The organism is Peribacillus muralis (assembly GCF_001439925.1).
GTDB lineage: Bacteria > Bacillota > Bacilli > Bacillales > DSM-1321 > Peribacillus > Peribacillus muralis.
Genome location: NZ_LMBV01000001.1, coordinates 131,113 through 147,897 on the forward strand (window position 1 = coordinate 131,113; position 16,785 = coordinate 147,897).

At 40.9% G+C, this 16,785-nt stretch carries 17 protein-coding genes, 1 tRNA gene, 2 pseudogenes and 1 other annotated feature; of the genes and pseudogenes, 14 read left to right on the plus strand and 6 right to left on the minus strand.

Annotated features, from left to right (window positions below):
- Positions 1-145: 145 nt before the first annotated feature.
- The 4 genes from ASU00_RS00620 (at position 146) to ASU00_RS00635 (ending at position 2,970) form a co-directional block, all read left to right on the plus strand.
- Positions 146-1,219 carry a GerMN domain-containing protein gene (locus ASU00_RS00620; RefSeq protein ID WP_057911514.1) on the plus strand — a complete coding sequence of 358 codons (1,074 nt, stop codon included), beginning with the start codon at positions 146-148 and terminating at the stop codon, positions 1,217-1,219.
- 379 nt (positions 1,220-1,598) lie between these two features.
- Entirely contained in the window at positions 1,599-2,213 is a 615-nt protein-coding gene (locus tag ASU00_RS00625) for an XTP/dITP diphosphatase (protein ID WP_057911515.1), read from the plus strand.
- Complete coding sequence (locus ASU00_RS00630; protein WP_057911829.1) at positions 2,213-2,725, plus strand: metallophosphoesterase family protein; 513 nt, start codon at positions 2,213-2,215, stop codon at positions 2,723-2,725. Before ASU00_RS00625 ends, ASU00_RS00630 begins: the two co-directional genes overlap by 1 nt.
- 172 nt (positions 2,726-2,897) lie before the next feature.
- Positions 2,898-2,970 (plus strand) — tRNA-Arg (locus ASU00_RS00635).
- A gap of 338 nt (positions 2,971-3,308) precedes the next feature.
- Here ASU00_RS00635 and ASU00_RS27055 read toward each other — a convergent pair.
- The 6 genes and pseudogenes from ASU00_RS27055 to ASU00_RS00665 form a co-directional block, all read right to left on the minus strand.
- A pseudogene (locus ASU00_RS27055) lies at positions 3,309-3,480 on the minus strand (ATP-binding protein); the annotation flags it as partial.
- Positions 3,481-3,983: 503 nt separating this feature from the next.
- Positions 3,984-4,508 carry a hypothetical protein gene (locus tag ASU00_RS00645; RefSeq protein WP_057911516.1) on the minus strand — a complete coding sequence of 175 codons (525 nt, stop codon included), beginning with the start codon at positions 4,506-4,508 and terminating at the stop codon, positions 3,984-3,986.
- A complete protein-coding gene (locus tag ASU00_RS00650) occupies positions 4,501-5,127 on the minus strand; it encodes an ABC transporter ATP-binding protein (RefSeq protein WP_057911517.1) in 627 nt (208 codons plus the stop codon). The genes ASU00_RS00645 and ASU00_RS00650 overlap by 8 nt, the downstream gene beginning before the upstream one ends.
- 10 nt (positions 5,128-5,137) lie before the next feature.
- Positions 5,138-5,872 carry a hypothetical protein gene (locus ASU00_RS00655; RefSeq protein WP_057911518.1) on the minus strand — a complete coding sequence of 245 codons (735 nt, stop codon included), beginning with the start codon at positions 5,870-5,872 and terminating at the stop codon, positions 5,138-5,140.
- Between the two features lie 12 nt (positions 5,873-5,884).
- On the minus strand, positions 5,885-6,700 hold the full coding sequence (locus ASU00_RS00660) for a hypothetical protein (protein WP_057911519.1): 816 nt from the start codon (positions 6,698-6,700) through the stop codon (positions 5,885-5,887).
- A 96-nt stretch (positions 6,701-6,796) separates the two neighbouring features.
- Positions 6,797-7,195: a hypothetical protein gene (locus ASU00_RS00665; protein WP_057911520.1), complete on the minus strand. Its 399-nt coding sequence runs from the start codon at positions 7,193-7,195 to the stop codon at positions 6,797-6,799.
- A gap of 398 nt (positions 7,196-7,593) precedes the next feature.
- On the opposite strand from ASU00_RS00665, the gene ASU00_RS00670 reads away from it, so the two are divergent.
- From ASU00_RS00670 to ASU00_RS00710, 10 genes and pseudogenes are all read left to right on the plus strand, one after another.
- On the plus strand, positions 7,594-7,794 hold the full coding sequence (locus ASU00_RS00670; RefSeq protein WP_057911521.1) for a hypothetical protein: 201 nt from the start codon (positions 7,594-7,596) through the stop codon (positions 7,792-7,794).
- 455 nt (positions 7,795-8,249) lie between these two features.
- Positions 8,250-9,005, plus strand: coding sequence for a DUF2087 domain-containing protein (locus tag ASU00_RS00675; RefSeq protein WP_057911522.1), 756 nt, complete (start codon positions 8,250-8,252; stop codon positions 9,003-9,005).
- An 18-nt stretch (positions 9,006-9,023) separates the two neighbouring features.
- Positions 9,024-9,380, plus strand: a complete 357-nt coding sequence (locus ASU00_RS00680; protein ID WP_057911523.1) for a GIY-YIG nuclease family protein — start codon at positions 9,024-9,026, stop codon at positions 9,378-9,380.
- Positions 9,381-9,516: 136 nt separating this feature from the next.
- A pseudogene (locus ASU00_RS24940) lies at positions 9,517-9,795 on the plus strand (2TM domain-containing protein).
- A gap of 162 nt (positions 9,796-9,957) precedes the next feature.
- Positions 9,958-10,131: a hypothetical protein gene (locus ASU00_RS25715; RefSeq protein ID WP_169792900.1), complete on the plus strand. Its 174-nt coding sequence runs from the start codon at positions 9,958-9,960 to the stop codon at positions 10,129-10,131.
- A gap of 709 nt (positions 10,132-10,840) precedes the next feature.
- Complete coding sequence (locus ASU00_RS00685) at positions 10,841-11,116, plus strand: GNAT family N-acetyltransferase (RefSeq protein ID WP_057911524.1); 276 nt, start codon at positions 10,841-10,843, stop codon at positions 11,114-11,116.
- A 483-nt stretch (positions 11,117-11,599) separates the two neighbouring features.
- Positions 11,600-11,859 (plus strand) — a binding site (T-box leader).
- A 106-nt stretch (positions 11,860-11,965) separates the two neighbouring features.
- Positions 11,966-13,681, plus strand: a complete 1,716-nt coding sequence (gene ilvB / locus ASU00_RS00695) for an acetolactate synthase large subunit (protein ID WP_057911526.1) — start codon at positions 11,966-11,968, stop codon at positions 13,679-13,681.
- 2 nt (positions 13,682-13,683) lie between these two features.
- Positions 13,684-14,196 (plus strand): acetolactate synthase small subunit, encoded by a 513-nt coding sequence (gene ilvN, locus ASU00_RS00700; RefSeq protein WP_057911527.1) that lies wholly within the window; start codon positions 13,684-13,686, stop codon positions 14,194-14,196.
- Between the two features lie 36 nt (positions 14,197-14,232).
- Positions 14,233-15,261, plus strand: coding sequence for a ketol-acid reductoisomerase (gene ilvC, locus ASU00_RS00705; protein ID WP_057911528.1), 1,029 nt, complete (start codon positions 14,233-14,235; stop codon positions 15,259-15,261).
- Positions 15,248-16,783: a 2-isopropylmalate synthase gene (locus tag ASU00_RS00710; RefSeq protein ID WP_057911529.1), complete on the plus strand. Its 1,536-nt coding sequence runs from the start codon at positions 15,248-15,250 to the stop codon at positions 16,781-16,783. Before ilvC ends, ASU00_RS00710 begins: the two co-directional genes overlap by 14 nt.
- Positions 16,784-16,785: the final 2 nt, after the last annotated feature.

Here is a 16,785-nt window from a genome sequence, read left to right on the forward strand (position 1 = left end):
CGGTTATTTCCAAAAATATTGCTGCCCTTACGTATCAATTTTATTGAGAGGCGATAGGGTACGTGTTTGAAAGCGAAAAAAAATTGGTCTATTTTTTCCTAGGGCTCGTATAAATAGGAGTACAAACTGTCCTAGGAGTGATTTTATGTCCAATAAATCAAAAGTAACGATGGCTGTGACTATTCTCGCATCTTCTATTTGGCTTTCCGGGTGTGGATTATTCGGCGGTGAAGAGAAAAAGGAAATCGATCCACCGAAGGATGTTTCATTAGTCGACGAGGAATCTTCATTAAAAGAGTCAAATGGTCAAAAACAACCTGCAACAGATGGTGAGGAAGGCGCCGTTGAATCCCAAACGGTAAAAACGGAGTTATATTTAATTGATAAAAGCGGGTATGTCGTTCCTCAGACATTGGAGCTGCCTAAATCCGAAGCTGTAGCTAAGCAAGCACTTGATTACCTTGTCGATAACGGACCTGTCACGGATAAACTTCCAAATGGGTTCAGGGCGGTCATTCCTACTGATACCCAAATAAGCGTGAACATTAAAGAAGGAGTGGCGGTGGCGGACTTTTCTCCGGAGTTCAAAAACTATAAAAAAGAAGATGAGCTTAAGATCCTACAGGCGATTACTTGGACGCTGACACAATTCGACTCCGTCGATAAAATCAAAATGAGAATAAATGGCGAAGATATTTCCGAAATGCCGGTCAATGGCACACCGATAGATGAGAATATTTCCCGGTCTTCAGGAATCAATATCGATACAAGTGACGTAGTCGACATTTCGAATACAAAAGCACTGACCGTTTATTATGTCGGCGGTGACGAGGAATATACCTATTATGTTCCGGTAACGCGCCGGATCAGTGAAACGGTGTCCGATGATGTAACTGCGGCGGTCCAGGAATTGACGAAAAGTCCGTCGGGTTCGAAGTTACAAACAGGATTCATGAGTGATGTAGCTTTACTTGACGAGCCTAAAATGGCGGACGGCAAGGTCAGCCTCAACTTTAACGAAAACATTCTAGGCAGTTTTAAAGAGAAGAAAGTTTCAAAAGAAGTTCTAGATGCCTTGGTCCTTTCGTTAACGGAACAGAAAGGGATTGAAAGCGTTGAAATGCAAGTGAAGGGCAACGCTGATATTCTTAATGAAGAAGGGAAGAAATTATCAGAGCCGGTGGTCCGTCCGGAAAAGGTCAACACCGGTAGTTTTTAAAGGAACGATTTTGTATACTATAGATGGAGCATATGGAGGCAGCCTACCCGCTGCCTCTTATTTTTTGTTTAGATCTGGGATACATGGACGGGATTACCTGTTGTTAATATTTGGTAACGCCGCAAGTTTCTTAATTATTGAAGAAGCACGAATTGTGTTAGACTTACATTATTACGTGGAAGATTCAGTAGTGCTTGTGGATAGAACTTTCATCATTGCAGGCAGCGGTAAGTTTGCCTGATTGCAGAAGGCGGCATTTACCTATAACGAGCTATCGCAAGTGCTTGTAGTGGCTCAGGAAGGGCTTCGTACCTTATTGGAGGTGCGCAAAAGCTTTCAGGCCCATAGCTGAAAAAATGAAAAAAGGGTGAATTGAAGAATGAAGACAGTAGTCATTGCAACGAAGAATAAAGGTAAAGCAAAGGAATTCGAAAGCTTGTTCTCTGCTAAAGGATATGAAGTCAAGACGCTCCTCGATGTACCGGATGCACCGGATGTGGAGGAAACGGGTACGACTTTTGAAGCGAATGCCATCTTGAAGGCAGAGGCCATTGCCCAGCAGCTAGGACGTTTTGTCATTGCGGATGACTCGGGCTTGATTGTAGATGCATTGGATGGCCGGCCAGGAGTATATTCTGCTCGCTATGCCGGTGAAGCGAAAAGTGACGAAGCGAACACGCAAAAAGTCCTCAACGAACTGGAAGGCGTACCTGAAGCGGAAAGGACCGCGAGATTTTATTGCGCCTTGGCCTTAGCTTCACCGAACCAACAAACGATTACGGTATCAGGAACGATGGAGGGTGTGATTACGGAGCACCCCTCTGGAGAAAATGGATTTGGATATGATCCTATCTTCTTTGTTAAAGAACTAGGCAAAACAAATGCCGAATTGTCAAAAGCGGAAAAAAACCAAATCAGCCACCGGGCCCATGCCTTGAAGGCTTTGGATGAAAAACTTGATCTATTTTTAAACAAGGAGGAAGGAATATCTTGATTAAAGTCCTAATTATGAGTGACAGTCATGGACTAACGCAGGAAATCAGTATGATAACCGATCGTCATAAACATGAAGTCGCAGCCATGATCCATTGTGGAGATTCCGAATTGGAACGAAAGAATCCCCTCATGGAGGATTTCCTCGCCGTTCGCGGGAATTGTGACTATGATGCCGCTTATCCGAATGACCTTGTGGAGAACATCGCTGGTAAGCGATTCTTCCTTACCCATGGGCATCTTTACAACATAAAGATGACGCTCATGAACTTAGCTTATAAAAGCGAAGAAACCGGTGCGGATATCATTTGCTTTGGCCACTCCCATGCTGCAGGCTCTGAAATGTTAGACGGCAAGCTTTTCATCAACCCTGGAAGCATCCGTCAGCCGCGGGGGCGAAAAGAAAAGACCTATGTAATATTGACCATCGGAGCGAATCAACTTGAAATCAACTATTATGACCTTGAAGGAAAAATCGTCGAGGAGCTAGGAAATTCTTATCAAATCGAATGACTTCTTGTATAATGAACAGGAAGCGTTTTTCCCCGCTTCCTGGATTTAAAAAAGGAAAAAACTTTTTCAGAAAAAGCATTGACTTTCTTTTGATATCCTACTATAATAAGAAGTGTCCTAAGGGAACAGTTAAGGTAATACATAAGTTTTACCGCAACTTATATCATAAACGTCTCAGTAGCTCAGCTGGATAGAGCAACGCCCTTCTAAGGCGTCGGTCGGGAGTTCGAATCTCTCCTGNAGAAAAGGTATGCTAACACAGGTTATAACACTGTGGAAGCATACCTTTTCTCGTGCATGCAATATCCCTGCCTGGTTCTATTATCTCCGATACAAATATCGGAGGAGACAAGATGAGGATGAGACAGGCATTTCTCCTATTAAGCAAGGAGCGAACCTTGCGTTGAGCTGTTACAATTCAGTATCTTGACTTGGATGTAGAGGAAGTTGCTGATAATCTTAAGGGATATTTATATGTACCTTCACCCCCCTGCTTCTGATAAAACTTTTAGTTTGTCCTTACAATAATTTTTGAGAAGCTGTGTCCGTTTATAAATGTTTGCCTCTGTAAGAAAGTACAAAATTACTCGTTTTCTTTCTCTAAATTATTCTTTAAACGATAAGAATCTCCACAACCGTTGCGTGGTGTAAACTGCGAGCTAAAATCGTGCCTATTTTGGCTCTTGAAATTCTTCGTCCCACGCTTTAAAATTTACATTCGTGGTAAAGGTGGTGCTACGCTTTTCATAATGCATAGTCTTCTGGATACAACCGGAATTAGAAACTAGTATTTTGTGTAATGTTTAAATCGGGTCTTAGATAATGTATGTGATAAAAAAAGCAAACATATTGTATATAAGTACTTGAAAACTTTAAAGCTTTAGGGTATTCTGATACATGGTAATAGGACTTTGTTAGAGAATTGTTCTAACTAATCCCTGCTATTTATATAGTGTAGTATTACAGTGAAAATTTAATTCTGTGTAGGCCCTTTGATATGCCTGTTGTTTGGCTGATAGGGGATAGCATCATGTCTCAGTAGCTCAGCTGGATAGAGCAACGCCCTTCTAAGGCGTCGGTCGGGAGTTCGAATCTCTCCTGNNNTAGCTGTATGCGTGCAAGTGCGTATAGGCAAAAACCACCCGAGAATGTTGTTTTATCAACATTCTCGGGTGGTTTTTTATTTTAGTAAAAAGTTGATGGAGAAGTTTATCCCTGTGTTGTCTAGACGTAGCAAATGCCAAAACGATAAATGTCGCTATTTCGGAATGATAGCCAATTGAATATTTGTACTATTATTTGTTATGGATACGGAAACATCATCTGTATCCATACCGAGGAAATCATTGCCTTTTAAATTAGCTTTCAATTCGCTTATATCATAGGATGCTTCCAAAGATTGGAAAATTACCTCTAAAACAGCCGTAAATTTCTTTTCGATAGTTGGAAAGTCTTCTTTAGATTCCTCAACGAATAAAAAAAGGTCGGCTAGATTCTTCTTTTCGTCTGTTGAATCATAAGTAAGTTGAATTGTTTTATCTTTTGTATTAAAACCTGACTCTGTTTTAATTAGGAGCCTTTGATTATCATTGTTTACTATCGCTTTTTCAAATTCCTCCACTGTTATTGAAAAAGTTATAGGATTTTCCATAGCAGCTATTTCTTCAGGAGTGGATTCGGTATCACTAGCATCTTGTGGATCTGGGTTTCCAGTAATTCCATATGGCGAACATGCTGTTAGTAATAGTACACACAAGATAAGACAAGCGTATATTTTATTCAACGAGCTCGCCCCCATTCAATTCATAGACTATGTCACAAAGATAATTTATTTGCCTATCATCATGGCTTGTTAGTAGAATCGTGACGCCATTCGTCTTGTAATCCAATAACAGCTCTTGAATCTCGGTAATGGATTTCTTATCCAATCCATTAAAAGGTTCATCTAAGACTAAAATATTCGGGCTCTCCATAATAGCTTGTGCTATCCTCAATCGTTGCTTCATGCCCAAGGAATATTCCTTCACTTTTTTGTCTTTTGCATGAAGCAGCCCCACTTTATTTAAGGTTTGAACGATATCTTCTTTTGTAATCTTTTTTTGTATATTCGCTAAGATAGACAAATTTTCCATACCAGTTAAGTAGTTTATGAATGGAGGCTGTTCAATGATGATGCCGGCATTGTCAATATATTTCTTACTGAAAAGGATTGGTTTGCCTTCAACCCAAATCTCGCCATCATTAATTGTCGTAAATCCACAAATGGCTTTTAACAACATCGTTTTGCCTGATCCATTTGGGCCAACAAAGCCTACACAAATTCCTGGCTTAATTGATAAGGAAATATTATTTAGAATGGTGTTATGTTTTATGCTCTTATTAATATTTTTCACTTTAATCATGTTATGGCCCCTATGCAATTTTATATTTCAAGTTCCGTAGTAATAGGTGGGAAAGAATCATTAAACATATCCCCACAATCATCCCGCCAACAAAATAAGCATCTCCACTAATAAATACAACGCTGATTTTCTTTAGTTGCAAATCCATGATAAATAATACGGAAATGAGTATGAACACAATCAATAAAGCGATCGTTTCTTGGAATTTCAAGTATAGGTAAAACATAATCGATGAAAGTCCTAAGGAAATGAGCGTGCTTGCAAAGATGAAAAATAAAAATTGTTTTATGATCGAACCAGGATCATCAAATTCCAATTCACCATTAACAAAAACGAACGTAATAATGGAAGCAACGTATATAAATACAAATAACGTTACATGAAGGATGTATGGTCCTCTAATTATTCTTAAAGCTTCTCGTTGCAGTTTGACCCGGGAAAAAACAAATGGATGATAGGTTTTCTTAACCATGAGGAAAGAAATGGAACCCCAAAAAATAGAAGCTAAAAAAAACGTATATGGACTGATGAAATGGAGAACACTATTTCCTTCCATATGTTCAATCTGGTTAAAGTCTTTATTAACATATATCCGATCCAAGATCGCTTCAGCTTGTAACGATTCATTATAGTCACTCATATAAATCATGATATGTTGATAGCCTTGGATATAGTTAATAAAGGCTAACGAAACGGAAGAAATCAGGACGGTTAGTAATAATATTGGATAGTTTTTTATCGCCACTTTTTTAGACCTTTAACTTTCAGGATTTTTAACTGTCTTGTTTACACCGACTATCAGTAATATTATCGAAATGATAAATAATAGAACCAATGGCATAAATGCTTCCAATGTCGAATACATGGTATTAAATGCGGTAAAGCTTGCAAAAATATCAAACCAGACACTTTGAGTGTAAACACCTAGTTTTCCGTACAAAAAATAGATGATTAATACCGATACAATTACTTTATACTCTCGATTTAATAATAAAACCAATGCACAAGCTAACAAACTGAAAACAAATGCTAAACATAAATAGATTGTACATACCATAAAAACAAAGAAGAGGTAAGGATGGTTGCTATAAAAATTGTGAGGTAAAATCGAAGCAAATCCTCCGATATCATCAAGACTGCGATAAACAAAGATTGCCCCTATCGAATAATACAACAAATAGGTTGATACAACAGTAACCGTTGATAACAATGTATATTGTATTACATCTCTATAAACAGTCTTCTTTATTAATGGAAATCGGTTTCTCCCTAGAACATATAAACTTCGCTTTTCTGTGAATAGCCCGAGCGTAGGTAAGATGAATAAGATGGGAATAAAATTAATTAGGTGAAACATCGATGAATCAACAAATACTTCCCAATTTGAAATGCCAGCTATAAAACTGTGTCTGATTTCTTTTTTAGTCCCTACTAAATCAGGTGCATTGTAATCCATAGTCATGATTTCAAAATAATAACTAGCAAACACCCAGGAAAGGGTTAATCCGCCAAACAACAAAAATGATGCTAACGCCATATATCTACTTCTAATTTTAAATTTACTAAGTAACATCGATATCCTCCGCTGTTTCTACTAGCATTAATTGATGATTTAAAGGAGTGTTGCCCAAGAATGAAATCCCGGACAACACTTTCTAGTTAATTAACGTTAACCTCCACTTGCAGACCAAGAACCTTTAATCGTCACTTTCCCTCCACCAGTATTATTCGTTTTTCTTAGCCCTAATTTGTACTTGTACCCTACCTCGGCCTTCACAGTTGTAAATGTGGCTTTCTTTCCTCTTTGGACATTTGTTCCCCCCCTGAAAACACCGTTAGAGTTTTTCATATTTGCTGTAATCCATGCAGTACCAGAATCGTTGGATAGATTAACAACCCCTTTGGTGTTTGATTTTCTCAATGAATCTGGTGCAAATTTCTCAGCTCCTGAGTAAGTAACATTATAACCAGTGAAGCTACGTACCTCCTGAGCTTGTGTTTCCGTTCCTGCATATCCTAGAATGCCTAATGATAAAAGACCTGTTACTATCAATTTACTTTTTCTCAATGTAATTTACCTCCCAATTAAGGATTATATTGGTTGCAACCACCTAGATTATATAAAATAATCTGACAAATTTCAACAAAAAATAAGGAAAAGGTCTGTAGTTTACTTATTTTAAATGAAAATTCATGTCGAAAACCGGGACTATATATGGTATATCACTAATGTTTTTATAGGTCTGAAAAGCTATCAATATAGTAAGTGATAGTAATATATTTTGACCATTCATTTAAGGAAAGCAGCGCATTTTGAACGCGTAGTGTTTTTAAAATTAGAAACGCTGGATCTTCCTCCATTGAGGGTTGCGGATATTCGCATGCGTGTAAGAAGTATTTTATTTCAAAATATCGCAGGTGGATGACCTTTTATGTCGAACTTGTTATAAATAAGGAGTTGTTTAAATGAATAAAGATCGTTTGTTCAAGTTCATTCAAACTTCCACTCGGGGTAATTTCTTTTCAGTCGAGATAGCCGAAGATGGAACTAAAGTAGTCCAACTAGCCAAGGAGTTAGAAAACGAAGGAAGAATTAAGTTGAGAGAATGCACGCGAAAAGAACAAGGTGTTTATCTGGAAGGGATACTTAAGTTTGTGCCTAGCTAATTCGTTAAGGGGTGTAATGTTTCATATGATCCAATCTGTAGACAAACTCGAATGATAGTGGAGTTTGTCTACAGATTTTTTTGGTTTTGATACTTTTCCGTTTCATTCCACTCCACAGATTGGAGAGTCAGTACTTCGATCGTTTCATTCCACTGTGCGTGAAAAAACTAATTTGCAATTTCAATTGCCCGCAGTTTTGTGAGATTGGACAATGACCGTTCCATTGCACTGCAGGCGCTTCCTTTCCGCGGACGTTCGGTGAGCCTCTTCGGCATTGCGCCTGCGGTGTCTCACGTAGACGCGCACTTCCCGCAGGAGTGTCGCGCCTTGCATTTCATTTCACTGCATGTACATAGTTATACAGAGATGGTCGTGAGGAAAAAACATTGACAAATTACAAACAAATTAATATTATGTTTATTATATTATAAACTTTATGAGGAAGTGTTTGCTTTTTGGAAAACGCCGAAATGTTTTGGAATGCCTCTCAGGATGAACTGAAACAAGGGTATATCGAAGATGAGAATCAATATATTTGTTTACTGTGCGGAACTGCAGTTCAAAAGGGAATCGTATACCCGGATGATGGAGTTCTGTATGAAGCGAAGAGGTATATGAGAATTCATATTGAAACAGCGCACAGCTCCGTTTTTGAATACTTAATCGATCTTGATAAGAAACTTACGGGCCTTACGGATCATCAAAATCGCCTTTTGCGCCTTTTTTACCAAGGAAAGAATGATGCAGAGGTACAGGAGGAAACGGGGATTGGCAGTGCCTCGACAATTCGGAATCATCGCTTTGTCTTGAAGGAAAAGGAGCGTCAGGCCAAGTTGTTTTTAGCGATGATGGAGCTATTGAAAGATAAAGATCAGCATGCGCCGGCATTCGTTCCGCTTCATCATAAAGCAAGGATGGTCGATGATCGTTACAACGTTACAAAGGATGAAGAAACGGCGATTTTAAAGAAATATTTCCGTAACGATAGCATGGATGCGTTAAAGACTTTCCCGCCAAAGGAAAAACAGAGGCTAATCATCCTCCAACAACTTACGAACCATTTTGATAATGATCGGAAGTACGAGGAGAAAGAAATCAATACAATCTTAGCTGCTGTTTATGATGATCATGTTCTATTGAGAAGATATTTAATAGAATATGGATTCTTGGATAGAAAGCCTGATGGCAGTCAATATTGGCTGAAGAAATGATGATAGGAGGCAAGGAAGATGGATCGTAAAAAAGAATTGAAGCAATTATTCAAAGAAACGAAAGTGGAAGCGGGAATTTACCAAATTAAAAACCAGCTCAATCATAAGGTGTTTATCGCCAGCACCAGGAATTTAAAAACGTTGAAGGGGAAACAGTTCGAATTGTCCATGGGAACCAGCACAAATACAGAGCTGCAAGAAGAGTGGAATCAATACGGAAAAGAGGCGTTTACCTTTGAGGTGCTGGAGGTATTAAAGCCGAAGGAAACAGGCTACTTTGATGTCAAACGGGAGCTGCAAAAGCTTGAAGGAGCCTGGTTGGAGAAAGTTAAACCGTATGGAGACCGTGGCTATAACAAGGAGAAAGCCGACTGACTGACTTTAAAGGATTGATATTGTTTAAATGACTCTTTCCCTTGATTCTGAACATGATGAACCGCCTACCGAGAAAAGATGAAAAAAATGGGTAAATAGGGTATTGTTATGGTAAGGAGATTCAGGGGGGAGATATATGGGAGAAGGAGAAAAATATTTAAGGGCAAAAAAAAGGGTGGAAAACCTTAAGGCCTTTTATATTCATTTAGCCGTCTATCTTTTGGTTAATGTGATGCTTTTTGTTCTTAATGCCGTAACTGATCCTGGCAATTGGTGATTTCTTTATCCATTGGGAGGGTGGGGAATCGGAATTTCGGTTCATGGGATAACGACATTTGCCCACGGTACCTTCACTTCTGCTTGGGAGGAGAGGAAGATAAAAGAGTATATGGAAAAAGATAATAAAGACATGTAACGAATATGAATTTCTTCGATTAGGGGCCGTTTAGGGTTCTTTTTTTTGTATAATTTCAAGGTTCACTTGTTGTTGATTTTTAAATGGTTTAAGCTATTGTTGAGGGGTTTATCTTTTTCGTAGAAAACCTTTACTCTAAATAATAGATTATAGGAGTTGCAAATGAAAAAACTAGGATGGGTCATGACGGGGATAGGGACATTCATTGCACTGGGTGCCTTGCTTTATCCTTTGAATGTTATTGATAAAACACTTTGTATTTATTTATTGCTTGGCGGTGCGGGGCTTATGTTCATAGGATCGATGATCAGGGCCTTTTCACTCCTTAAAAGATGACTGAATGACGAGGCTTGATCGACTTGGAGGAATAGGGGGATGTAGGAGACTAAGTGCGTGAAGGATGAGGTGGATTGAAGTGGTGAAGCAAGGTGATGACATAAGAACGGTGATTGTGTTCATTGGTGTCGGGTTTCTCCCGACGAGCCTGCATTTTACCATTGGTGCCTGAATTGATTTGATGGGCATGTTCACATGCGTTCTAGTCCTTATCGTTACAGTGCCGGCAACTTCCGCTTGTCTGCAAAAGAGGCGGCAGATCCATGAAGGGACCTTCCAGCCTTCCAGTGCGAACATCGTCCTTATGCTGTATGATGGTCATTCTGTTAGCGACGATCGTTTAATATTTTTATTTTTAATAAAAACCTGATTCTGCCCTTTCTAAGGGCAGTTTTTTTAGTTCTTTCTATATTATATATTATTACATGTTTGTGGAATAATATCTTCCATTAGAATGAGGTGATCAGAAAAACTGAATGAAATCATGATGATTGTGATGCTGAAAATTTGCCTTACCACTCTGTTATACTGCCTAATGAGAGATAGGAACCACATTATGCAGCATCGCGCCGTTTTTCATTTCTTAAAAGGTGCAGTAACAGTTTATTGTTTGTGAGGAAACGTTACATTCTCGGTAATGGGTTTTTATCATTTGTTTAAATTCCATTTTGTGAGATATGATAAAAGAGATCTAAAAGGAGGTCATCAGATGTTGGATATCCAAAAAGGTGAAAATTCTTTTTTTGTTGAAGAAAATGGTGAAAAGCTTGCAGAAATCACATTTTTTAAATCGGACATTCATGAAATTACGGTTGACCATACGGTCGTGTCTGACAAGCTTCGCGGTCAGAAGGTAGGAAGTGCTCTTCTTGAAAAGGTAGTCGCGTTTGCACGTGAGGAAAATTTGAAAATTGTTCCGGTCTGTTCCTTCGTTCTAAAACAGTTTGAAAAACAGGCAAAATACCTGGATGTTTGGGCTAAATGAGTGAAAGGGTTGGACGCAAGAAGGTGGGATGCATGAACCTTCGTATGTCCAGCCTTTTTGTTTTTTAGAAGTGAATCGTCTCCTGGAATGCGTGCATTCACAATGTAGCGGGGAGATGGGCAGTATGGCCCTTAAATTGCCTTTTGGATATAGGAGCGGATTGTCTGGGATAAGGATGAACCGGTCGTGAAAGCGGCGATATGGGGATAACGGAGTTTCCCGTATTTACCTGAAGGATTCATTTTTTTCGTTTAACAGATTATGTGTTTAGCTGTAATACCCATAGTTTTAAAAAAATAATTTAAATTTCTTTTTAATATAAAATGTGGCAGTGATAGGTTTGTAAGCGTATACAATAAATCTTTTAATTTGGAATTATCAAAAAATTCTTAAAAACCTGTTGACTACCCTCTGAAATACGCGTAAGATAATCACAAATACAAGACATCACACATAAGAGTTTCTTGAAAAATTTGAATAATGAGTAAAACATTGAAGAGGATAAGTAGTCTTTTTTACAAGGCATTCACAGAGAGCCGGGTTGCTGAGAACCGGTATTGTCCCGAAAGATGAACTCACCTTGGAGTTTCAGCTTGAACGTCAGACTAGTAGGGCTGAACGGGTGCGTACCAGTACCCGTTACCAAAACAGAGAATAGCTTAAGCTATTCGAAGTGCGCATGGAATTTCATGCGAAAAAGGGTGGTACCGTGGAGTGGCTCATCAAGCCTTTTCACCCCTTTAACTTGCAAAGTGCAAGTAGATTTGGGGTGGGAAGGCTTTTTTTGTATGCTTAAAAAGCTGAAAATTCAGAATTTTTTTAAAGATGAGCAAAGGAGGGTTTTACAAAATGACACAAAAATCAGTGGTAGCTGATCGGAAAAGTGGCAAGAAGCATTATAGTGGTGCCGAATTTCTGATGGATGCATTGAAGAAGGAAGAGGTTGAAGTCATCTTTGGTTATCCGGGCGGTTCCGTATTGCCGATTTACGACAAGCTTTATAGCTCGGGGCTATTTCATATCTTGACAAGACATGAACAGGGTGCCATCCATGCTGCGGAGGGGTACGCGAGAATCACCGGCAAGCCGGGAGTTGTCATCGTCACTTCAGGCCCGGGTGCAACGAATATCGTTACCGGTTTGGCGGATGCGATGATCGACTCCTTGCCGCTTGTCGTTATTTCGGGTCAGGTCTCTACAAGTGTAATTGGTTCAGATGCCTTCCAGGAAGCCGATATACTTGGAATCACTACCCCGATTACTAAGCATAACTATCAGGTAAGAAAGCCGGAAGACCTGCCGCGCATTATAAAAGAAGCCTTTTATATCGCTTCAAGCGGAAGGCCTGGACCTGTGTTGATCGATATCCCTAAAGATATGGCGATTGTAGAAGGGGCATCAATGGAAACAGAACCGGAAATGGACCTCCCTGGTTATCAGCCAAGGACGAAGCCGAATTACCTGCAAATCAGAAAGCTTGTTGAGGCCGTAAGTGGAGCGAAAAGGCCGGTCATCCTTGCTGGGGCAGGTGTCCTGCATGCAAAAGCATCCCATTTATTGAAGGAGTATGTCGAGCAGCAAGGTATTCCTGTCGTCCACACTTTATTGGGTCTGGGAGGATTTCCAGCCGATCACCCTTTCTTTATCGGCATGGGCGGTATGCATGGTTGTTTTGCAGCCAATATGGCCTTATCGAAATGTGATTTATTAATTAATATCGGTGCTAGGTTCGATGATCGCTTGACAGGTAACTTAGCCAAGTTCGCCCAGCTTGCAGAGGTAGCTCATATCGATATTGACCCTGCGGAAATCGGTAAAAACGTTCCGACAAAGATTCCGGTTGTTGGCAGTGCGAAGGAAGCGCTGAAGGAGCTGATTGCACAAAACGGCAGGAAGGCAGCTATTGGTGAATGGACTACACAGCTGACGAATTGGAATGAAGAATTTCCATTGCGCTATGAACATGAGGAGGGTGTGCTGAAACCGCAGCGAGTCATCCAAATGCTTCATGAAAAAACGAATGGTGAAGCGATTGTTACGACGGATGTCGGGCAGCATCAAATGTGGGCAGCCCAATACTATCCGTTTAACAAGCCGAATTCATGGGTCACCTCGGGGGGGCTGGGAACGATGGGCTTCGGGTTGCCTTCGGCTCTCGGAGCACAATTGGCTGACCCAAAAGCGACGGTGCTATCCATATCGGGGGATGGAGGGTTCCAGATGTGCCTTCAAGAACTTTCGGTCATTGCTGAAAGGAATTTGCCGATCAAAATCATCATCGTCAATAATGGGGCGCTCGGAATGGTGAGGCAGTGGCAGGAACTTTTTCATGAAAAGCGTTTTTCGCATAGTATTTTTCAATCACATCCAGACTTCGTCAAATTGGCTGATGCATACGGAATTCCGGGATACAAAGTGACGACGGAGGAAGAAGCGAGCAACTGCCTCGATGTAGCGTTAGCGACTGATGGTCCCGTGTTAATCGATTTCCGTGTAAAGCAAAACGAAAATGTCTTTCCGATGGTAGCGCAGGGAAAAGGGATTGATGAAATGGAAGGAGTTTAATAATGAAAGGAATCCTTAGCCTCACCGTGAACAACCGGCCAGGTGTCCTGAATCGGATTACGAACTTGTTCTCGAAAAGAAATTATAACATTGAAAGCATGGCTGTCGGTCCATCCGAGCAGGAGGGCATTTCAAGAATGACCTTCGTGGTCGATGTGGACGACGAAGCAGTCATTGAACAAATCACAAAGCAGTTGAATAAGCAAATCGAAGTGTTGAAAGTGAATGATATTACGAATCAATCGATTGTGGCGAGGGAGCTTGCGTTAATTAAAATATTAGTGACGACACAGACCCGAGCTGATATTTATGCATTGATCGAACCGTTTCGAGCATCCGTAATCGATGTCAGCAAAGATAGCCTGACCGTTCAAATCACGGGGGAATCAGAGAAAATTGAAGCCTTCATTGAATTGATCAAGCCATATGGCATCAAAGAATTGGCAAGGACAGGGACGGCTGCCATCCCGCGTGGCATGCAAATCGCACATGCTAAAAGTGCAACCATCGTATAAAACAAAAAAAGAAGAGAAAAGGGAGATGTAATCATTATGGCAAAAGTATATTATAACGCAGAAGCAAACGAGAATTTTTTCAACAATAAAAAGGTAGCAGTTATCGGATACGGTTCACAAGGACACGCACACGCACAAAACCTACGTGACAGCGGCGTTGAAGTGATCATCGGGATCAGGAAAGGTAAATCATTCGATAAAGCGGTAGAGGACGGATTTAATGTTTACACAGTTAAAGAGGCAGCTGAACAAGCAGATGTAATCATGAACCTTTTACCGGATGAAACGCAGCCTAAAGTATACCAAGAAGAAATCAAACCGGTATTGCGTGCAGGTCAAGCGTTAATGTTCGCGCACGGATTCAACGTCCATTTCAATCAAATCGTTCCGCCGGCAGACGTGGATGTATTATTGGTAGCGCCAAAAGGTCCTGGACATTTAGTTCGCCGTACATATGAACAAGGTGCAGGGGTACCGGCATTGTTTGCCATCTACCAAAATGTTACGGGCGAAGCAAGGGAATTGGCGCTTGCGTACGCAAGGGGAATCGGTTCATTAAGAGCTGGCGGACTTGAAACGACATTCCAGGAAGAAACGGAAACGGATCTATTTGGAGAGCAGGCTGTCCTTTGCGGCGGATTAACTTCCCTTGTAAAAGCCGGTTTCGAAACATTGACAGAAGCTGGATACCAACCGGAAGTCGCCTATTTCGAGTGTTTACATGAACTTAAATTGATCATCGACCTTATGTATGAGGGCGGAATGGAAAACATGCGCTATTCAATCTCAGATACAGCACAATGGGGAGATTTCGTTTCTGGACCACGCGTTGTGACGGAAACGACGAAAGAGGCCATGAAAGCCATTTTGAAAGATATCCAAGAAGGCGAGTTTGCTAAAGGATGGATCTTGGAAAACCAAGCGAATCGTCCAGTCTTCAATGCTATCAATAATCGCGAAAACCAACATCAAATCGAAGTGGTGGGCCGTGAATTAAGAAAAATGATGCCATTCGTCAAACCTCAACAAAAAGAGAAAGAAGTGGTAGCCGTTGCGAAAAATTAATATATTCGAAACGACGCTTCGAGATGGGGAGCAATCCGCAGGAGTAAACTTGAATTTTACCGAAAAACTTGAAATAGCCTATCAGCTTGAAAGGCTGGGTGTTGATATTATCGAAGCCGGTTTTCCGGCAGCATCCAAGGGGGATTTCAATTCCGTTCAGGAAATCGCGCGCAAAATTAAAAACAGCTCTGTTACAGGGCTGGCGCGTGCGGTGAAAGGGGATATCGATGCGGCTTGGGATGCATTGAAAATCGGGGCGGAACCAAGATTGCACACATTCATCGCCACATCCCCGATACACCGTGAATATAAGTTGAAAATGACGAAGCAGCAAGTGATTGAAAAGTCCGTCGAGATGGTCAAATATGGGGCAGCCCGTTTTCCAATCGTACAGTGGTCAGCAGAAGATGCGAGTCGAACAGAGCTTGACTACTTGGCGGAAATCGTCGAAGCGGTCATACAGGCTGGTGCCAAGGTCATCAATATCCCAGACACGGTAGGTTATGCCGCTCCTATCGAATACGGCAACATTTTCCGATACCTCCTTGAACATGTTCCTTCTATTAGTAAGGTTAGCTTATCTGCCCACTGCCATGACGATCTTGGGATGGCAACTGCCAATTCATTGGCTGCCATCGAAGGCGGGGCGACACAAGTCGAAGGAACGATCAACGGCATAGGGGAACGCGCCGGAAACGTAGCTCTTGAAGAAGTGGCCATGGCATTGTACATCCGGAAAGATTTCTATCAAGCAACAACGGATCTTGTATTGAATGAAATTAAAAGGAGCAGTGATTTGGTCAGTCGTCTGACCGGCATGCAGGTTCCTGCCAATAAAGCCATAGTCGGTGCCAATGCATACGCACATGAGTCAGGCATTCATCAAGATGGCATGTTAAAAGAAAAAACGACATACGAAATCATATCGCCTGAACTCGTTGGGGTATCCTCCAATTCACTCGTATTAGGCAAACATTCAGGACGACATGCCTTCAAAGAGAGATTGCAAGAATTGAATTTTTCAGTGACGGATGAGGAAATGAACTCATTGTTCGTTCAATTCAAGGAATTGGCTGATAATAAAAAGACGATGACAGATGAAGATATCGTCGCACTTGTGCTTGAAGAAAAAGCGACGGATATCAGTTTCTATGACCTCGTATCGCTGCAGATTTCCCACGGTACACATCAGACGGCGACAGCGACGGTAACGTTGAAAAAAGGGGCTGATGAAGTAATTTTGGAGGCAGCTACGGGGGCAGGAAGTGTTGAGGCCCTTTATAATACGCTACAGAGATGTTTAGGCTGTGAAATAAACTTGAAGGACTACCGAATCCAATCGGTTGGCGGTGGAATGGACGCCCTTGCCCAGGTTTTTGTGAAAATTGATTATAACGGTGTCGAAACAAGCGGCCGCGGTCTTGATCAGGACGTTCTCGAAGCATCCGCCAAAGCGTATTTGAACGCTGTGAACCGTGTTATCATCATGAAGGAACTGGAAGAAAAGGCAGTATTACAATAGGA

Excerpts from the sequence above, each read along its gene's own strand:
- ASU00_RS00625 (WP_057911515.1), top strand. The coding sequence starts at position 1,599 with ATGAAGACAGTAGTCATTGCAACGAAGAATAAAGGTAAAGCAAAGGAA.
- ASU00_RS00650 (WP_057911517.1), bottom strand. The coding sequence starts at position 5,127 with ATGATTAAAGTGAAAAATATTAATAAGAGCATAAAACATAACACCATT.
- ASU00_RS00620 (WP_057911514.1), top strand. The coding sequence starts at position 146 with ATGTCCAATAAATCAAAAGTAACGATGGCTGTGACTATTCTCGCATCT.
- ASU00_RS00685 (WP_057911524.1), top strand. The coding sequence starts at position 10,841 with ATGTTGGATATCCAAAAAGGTGAAAATTCTTTTTTTGTTGAAGAAAAT.
- ilvN (WP_057911527.1), top strand. The coding sequence starts at position 13,684 with ATGAAAGGAATCCTTAGCCTCACCGTGAACAACCGGCCAGGTGTCCTG.
- ilvB (WP_057911526.1), top strand. The coding sequence starts at position 11,966 with ATGACACAAAAATCAGTGGTAGCTGATCGGAAAAGTGGCAAGAAGCAT.
- ASU00_RS00680 (WP_057911523.1), top strand. The coding sequence starts at position 9,024 with ATGGATCGTAAAAAAGAATTGAAGCAATTATTCAAAGAAACGAAAGTG.
- ilvC (WP_057911528.1), top strand. The coding sequence starts at position 14,233 with ATGGCAAAAGTATATTATAACGCAGAAGCAAACGAGAATTTTTTCAAC.
- ASU00_RS00660 (WP_057911519.1), bottom strand. The coding sequence starts at position 6,700 with ATGTTACTTAGTAAATTTAAAATTAGAAGTAGATATATGGCGTTAGCA.
- ASU00_RS00670 (WP_057911521.1), top strand. The coding sequence starts at position 7,594 with ATGAATAAAGATCGTTTGTTCAAGTTCATTCAAACTTCCACTCGGGGT.
- ASU00_RS25715 (WP_169792900.1), top strand. The coding sequence starts at position 9,958 with ATGAAAAAACTAGGATGGGTCATGACGGGGATAGGGACATTCATTGCA.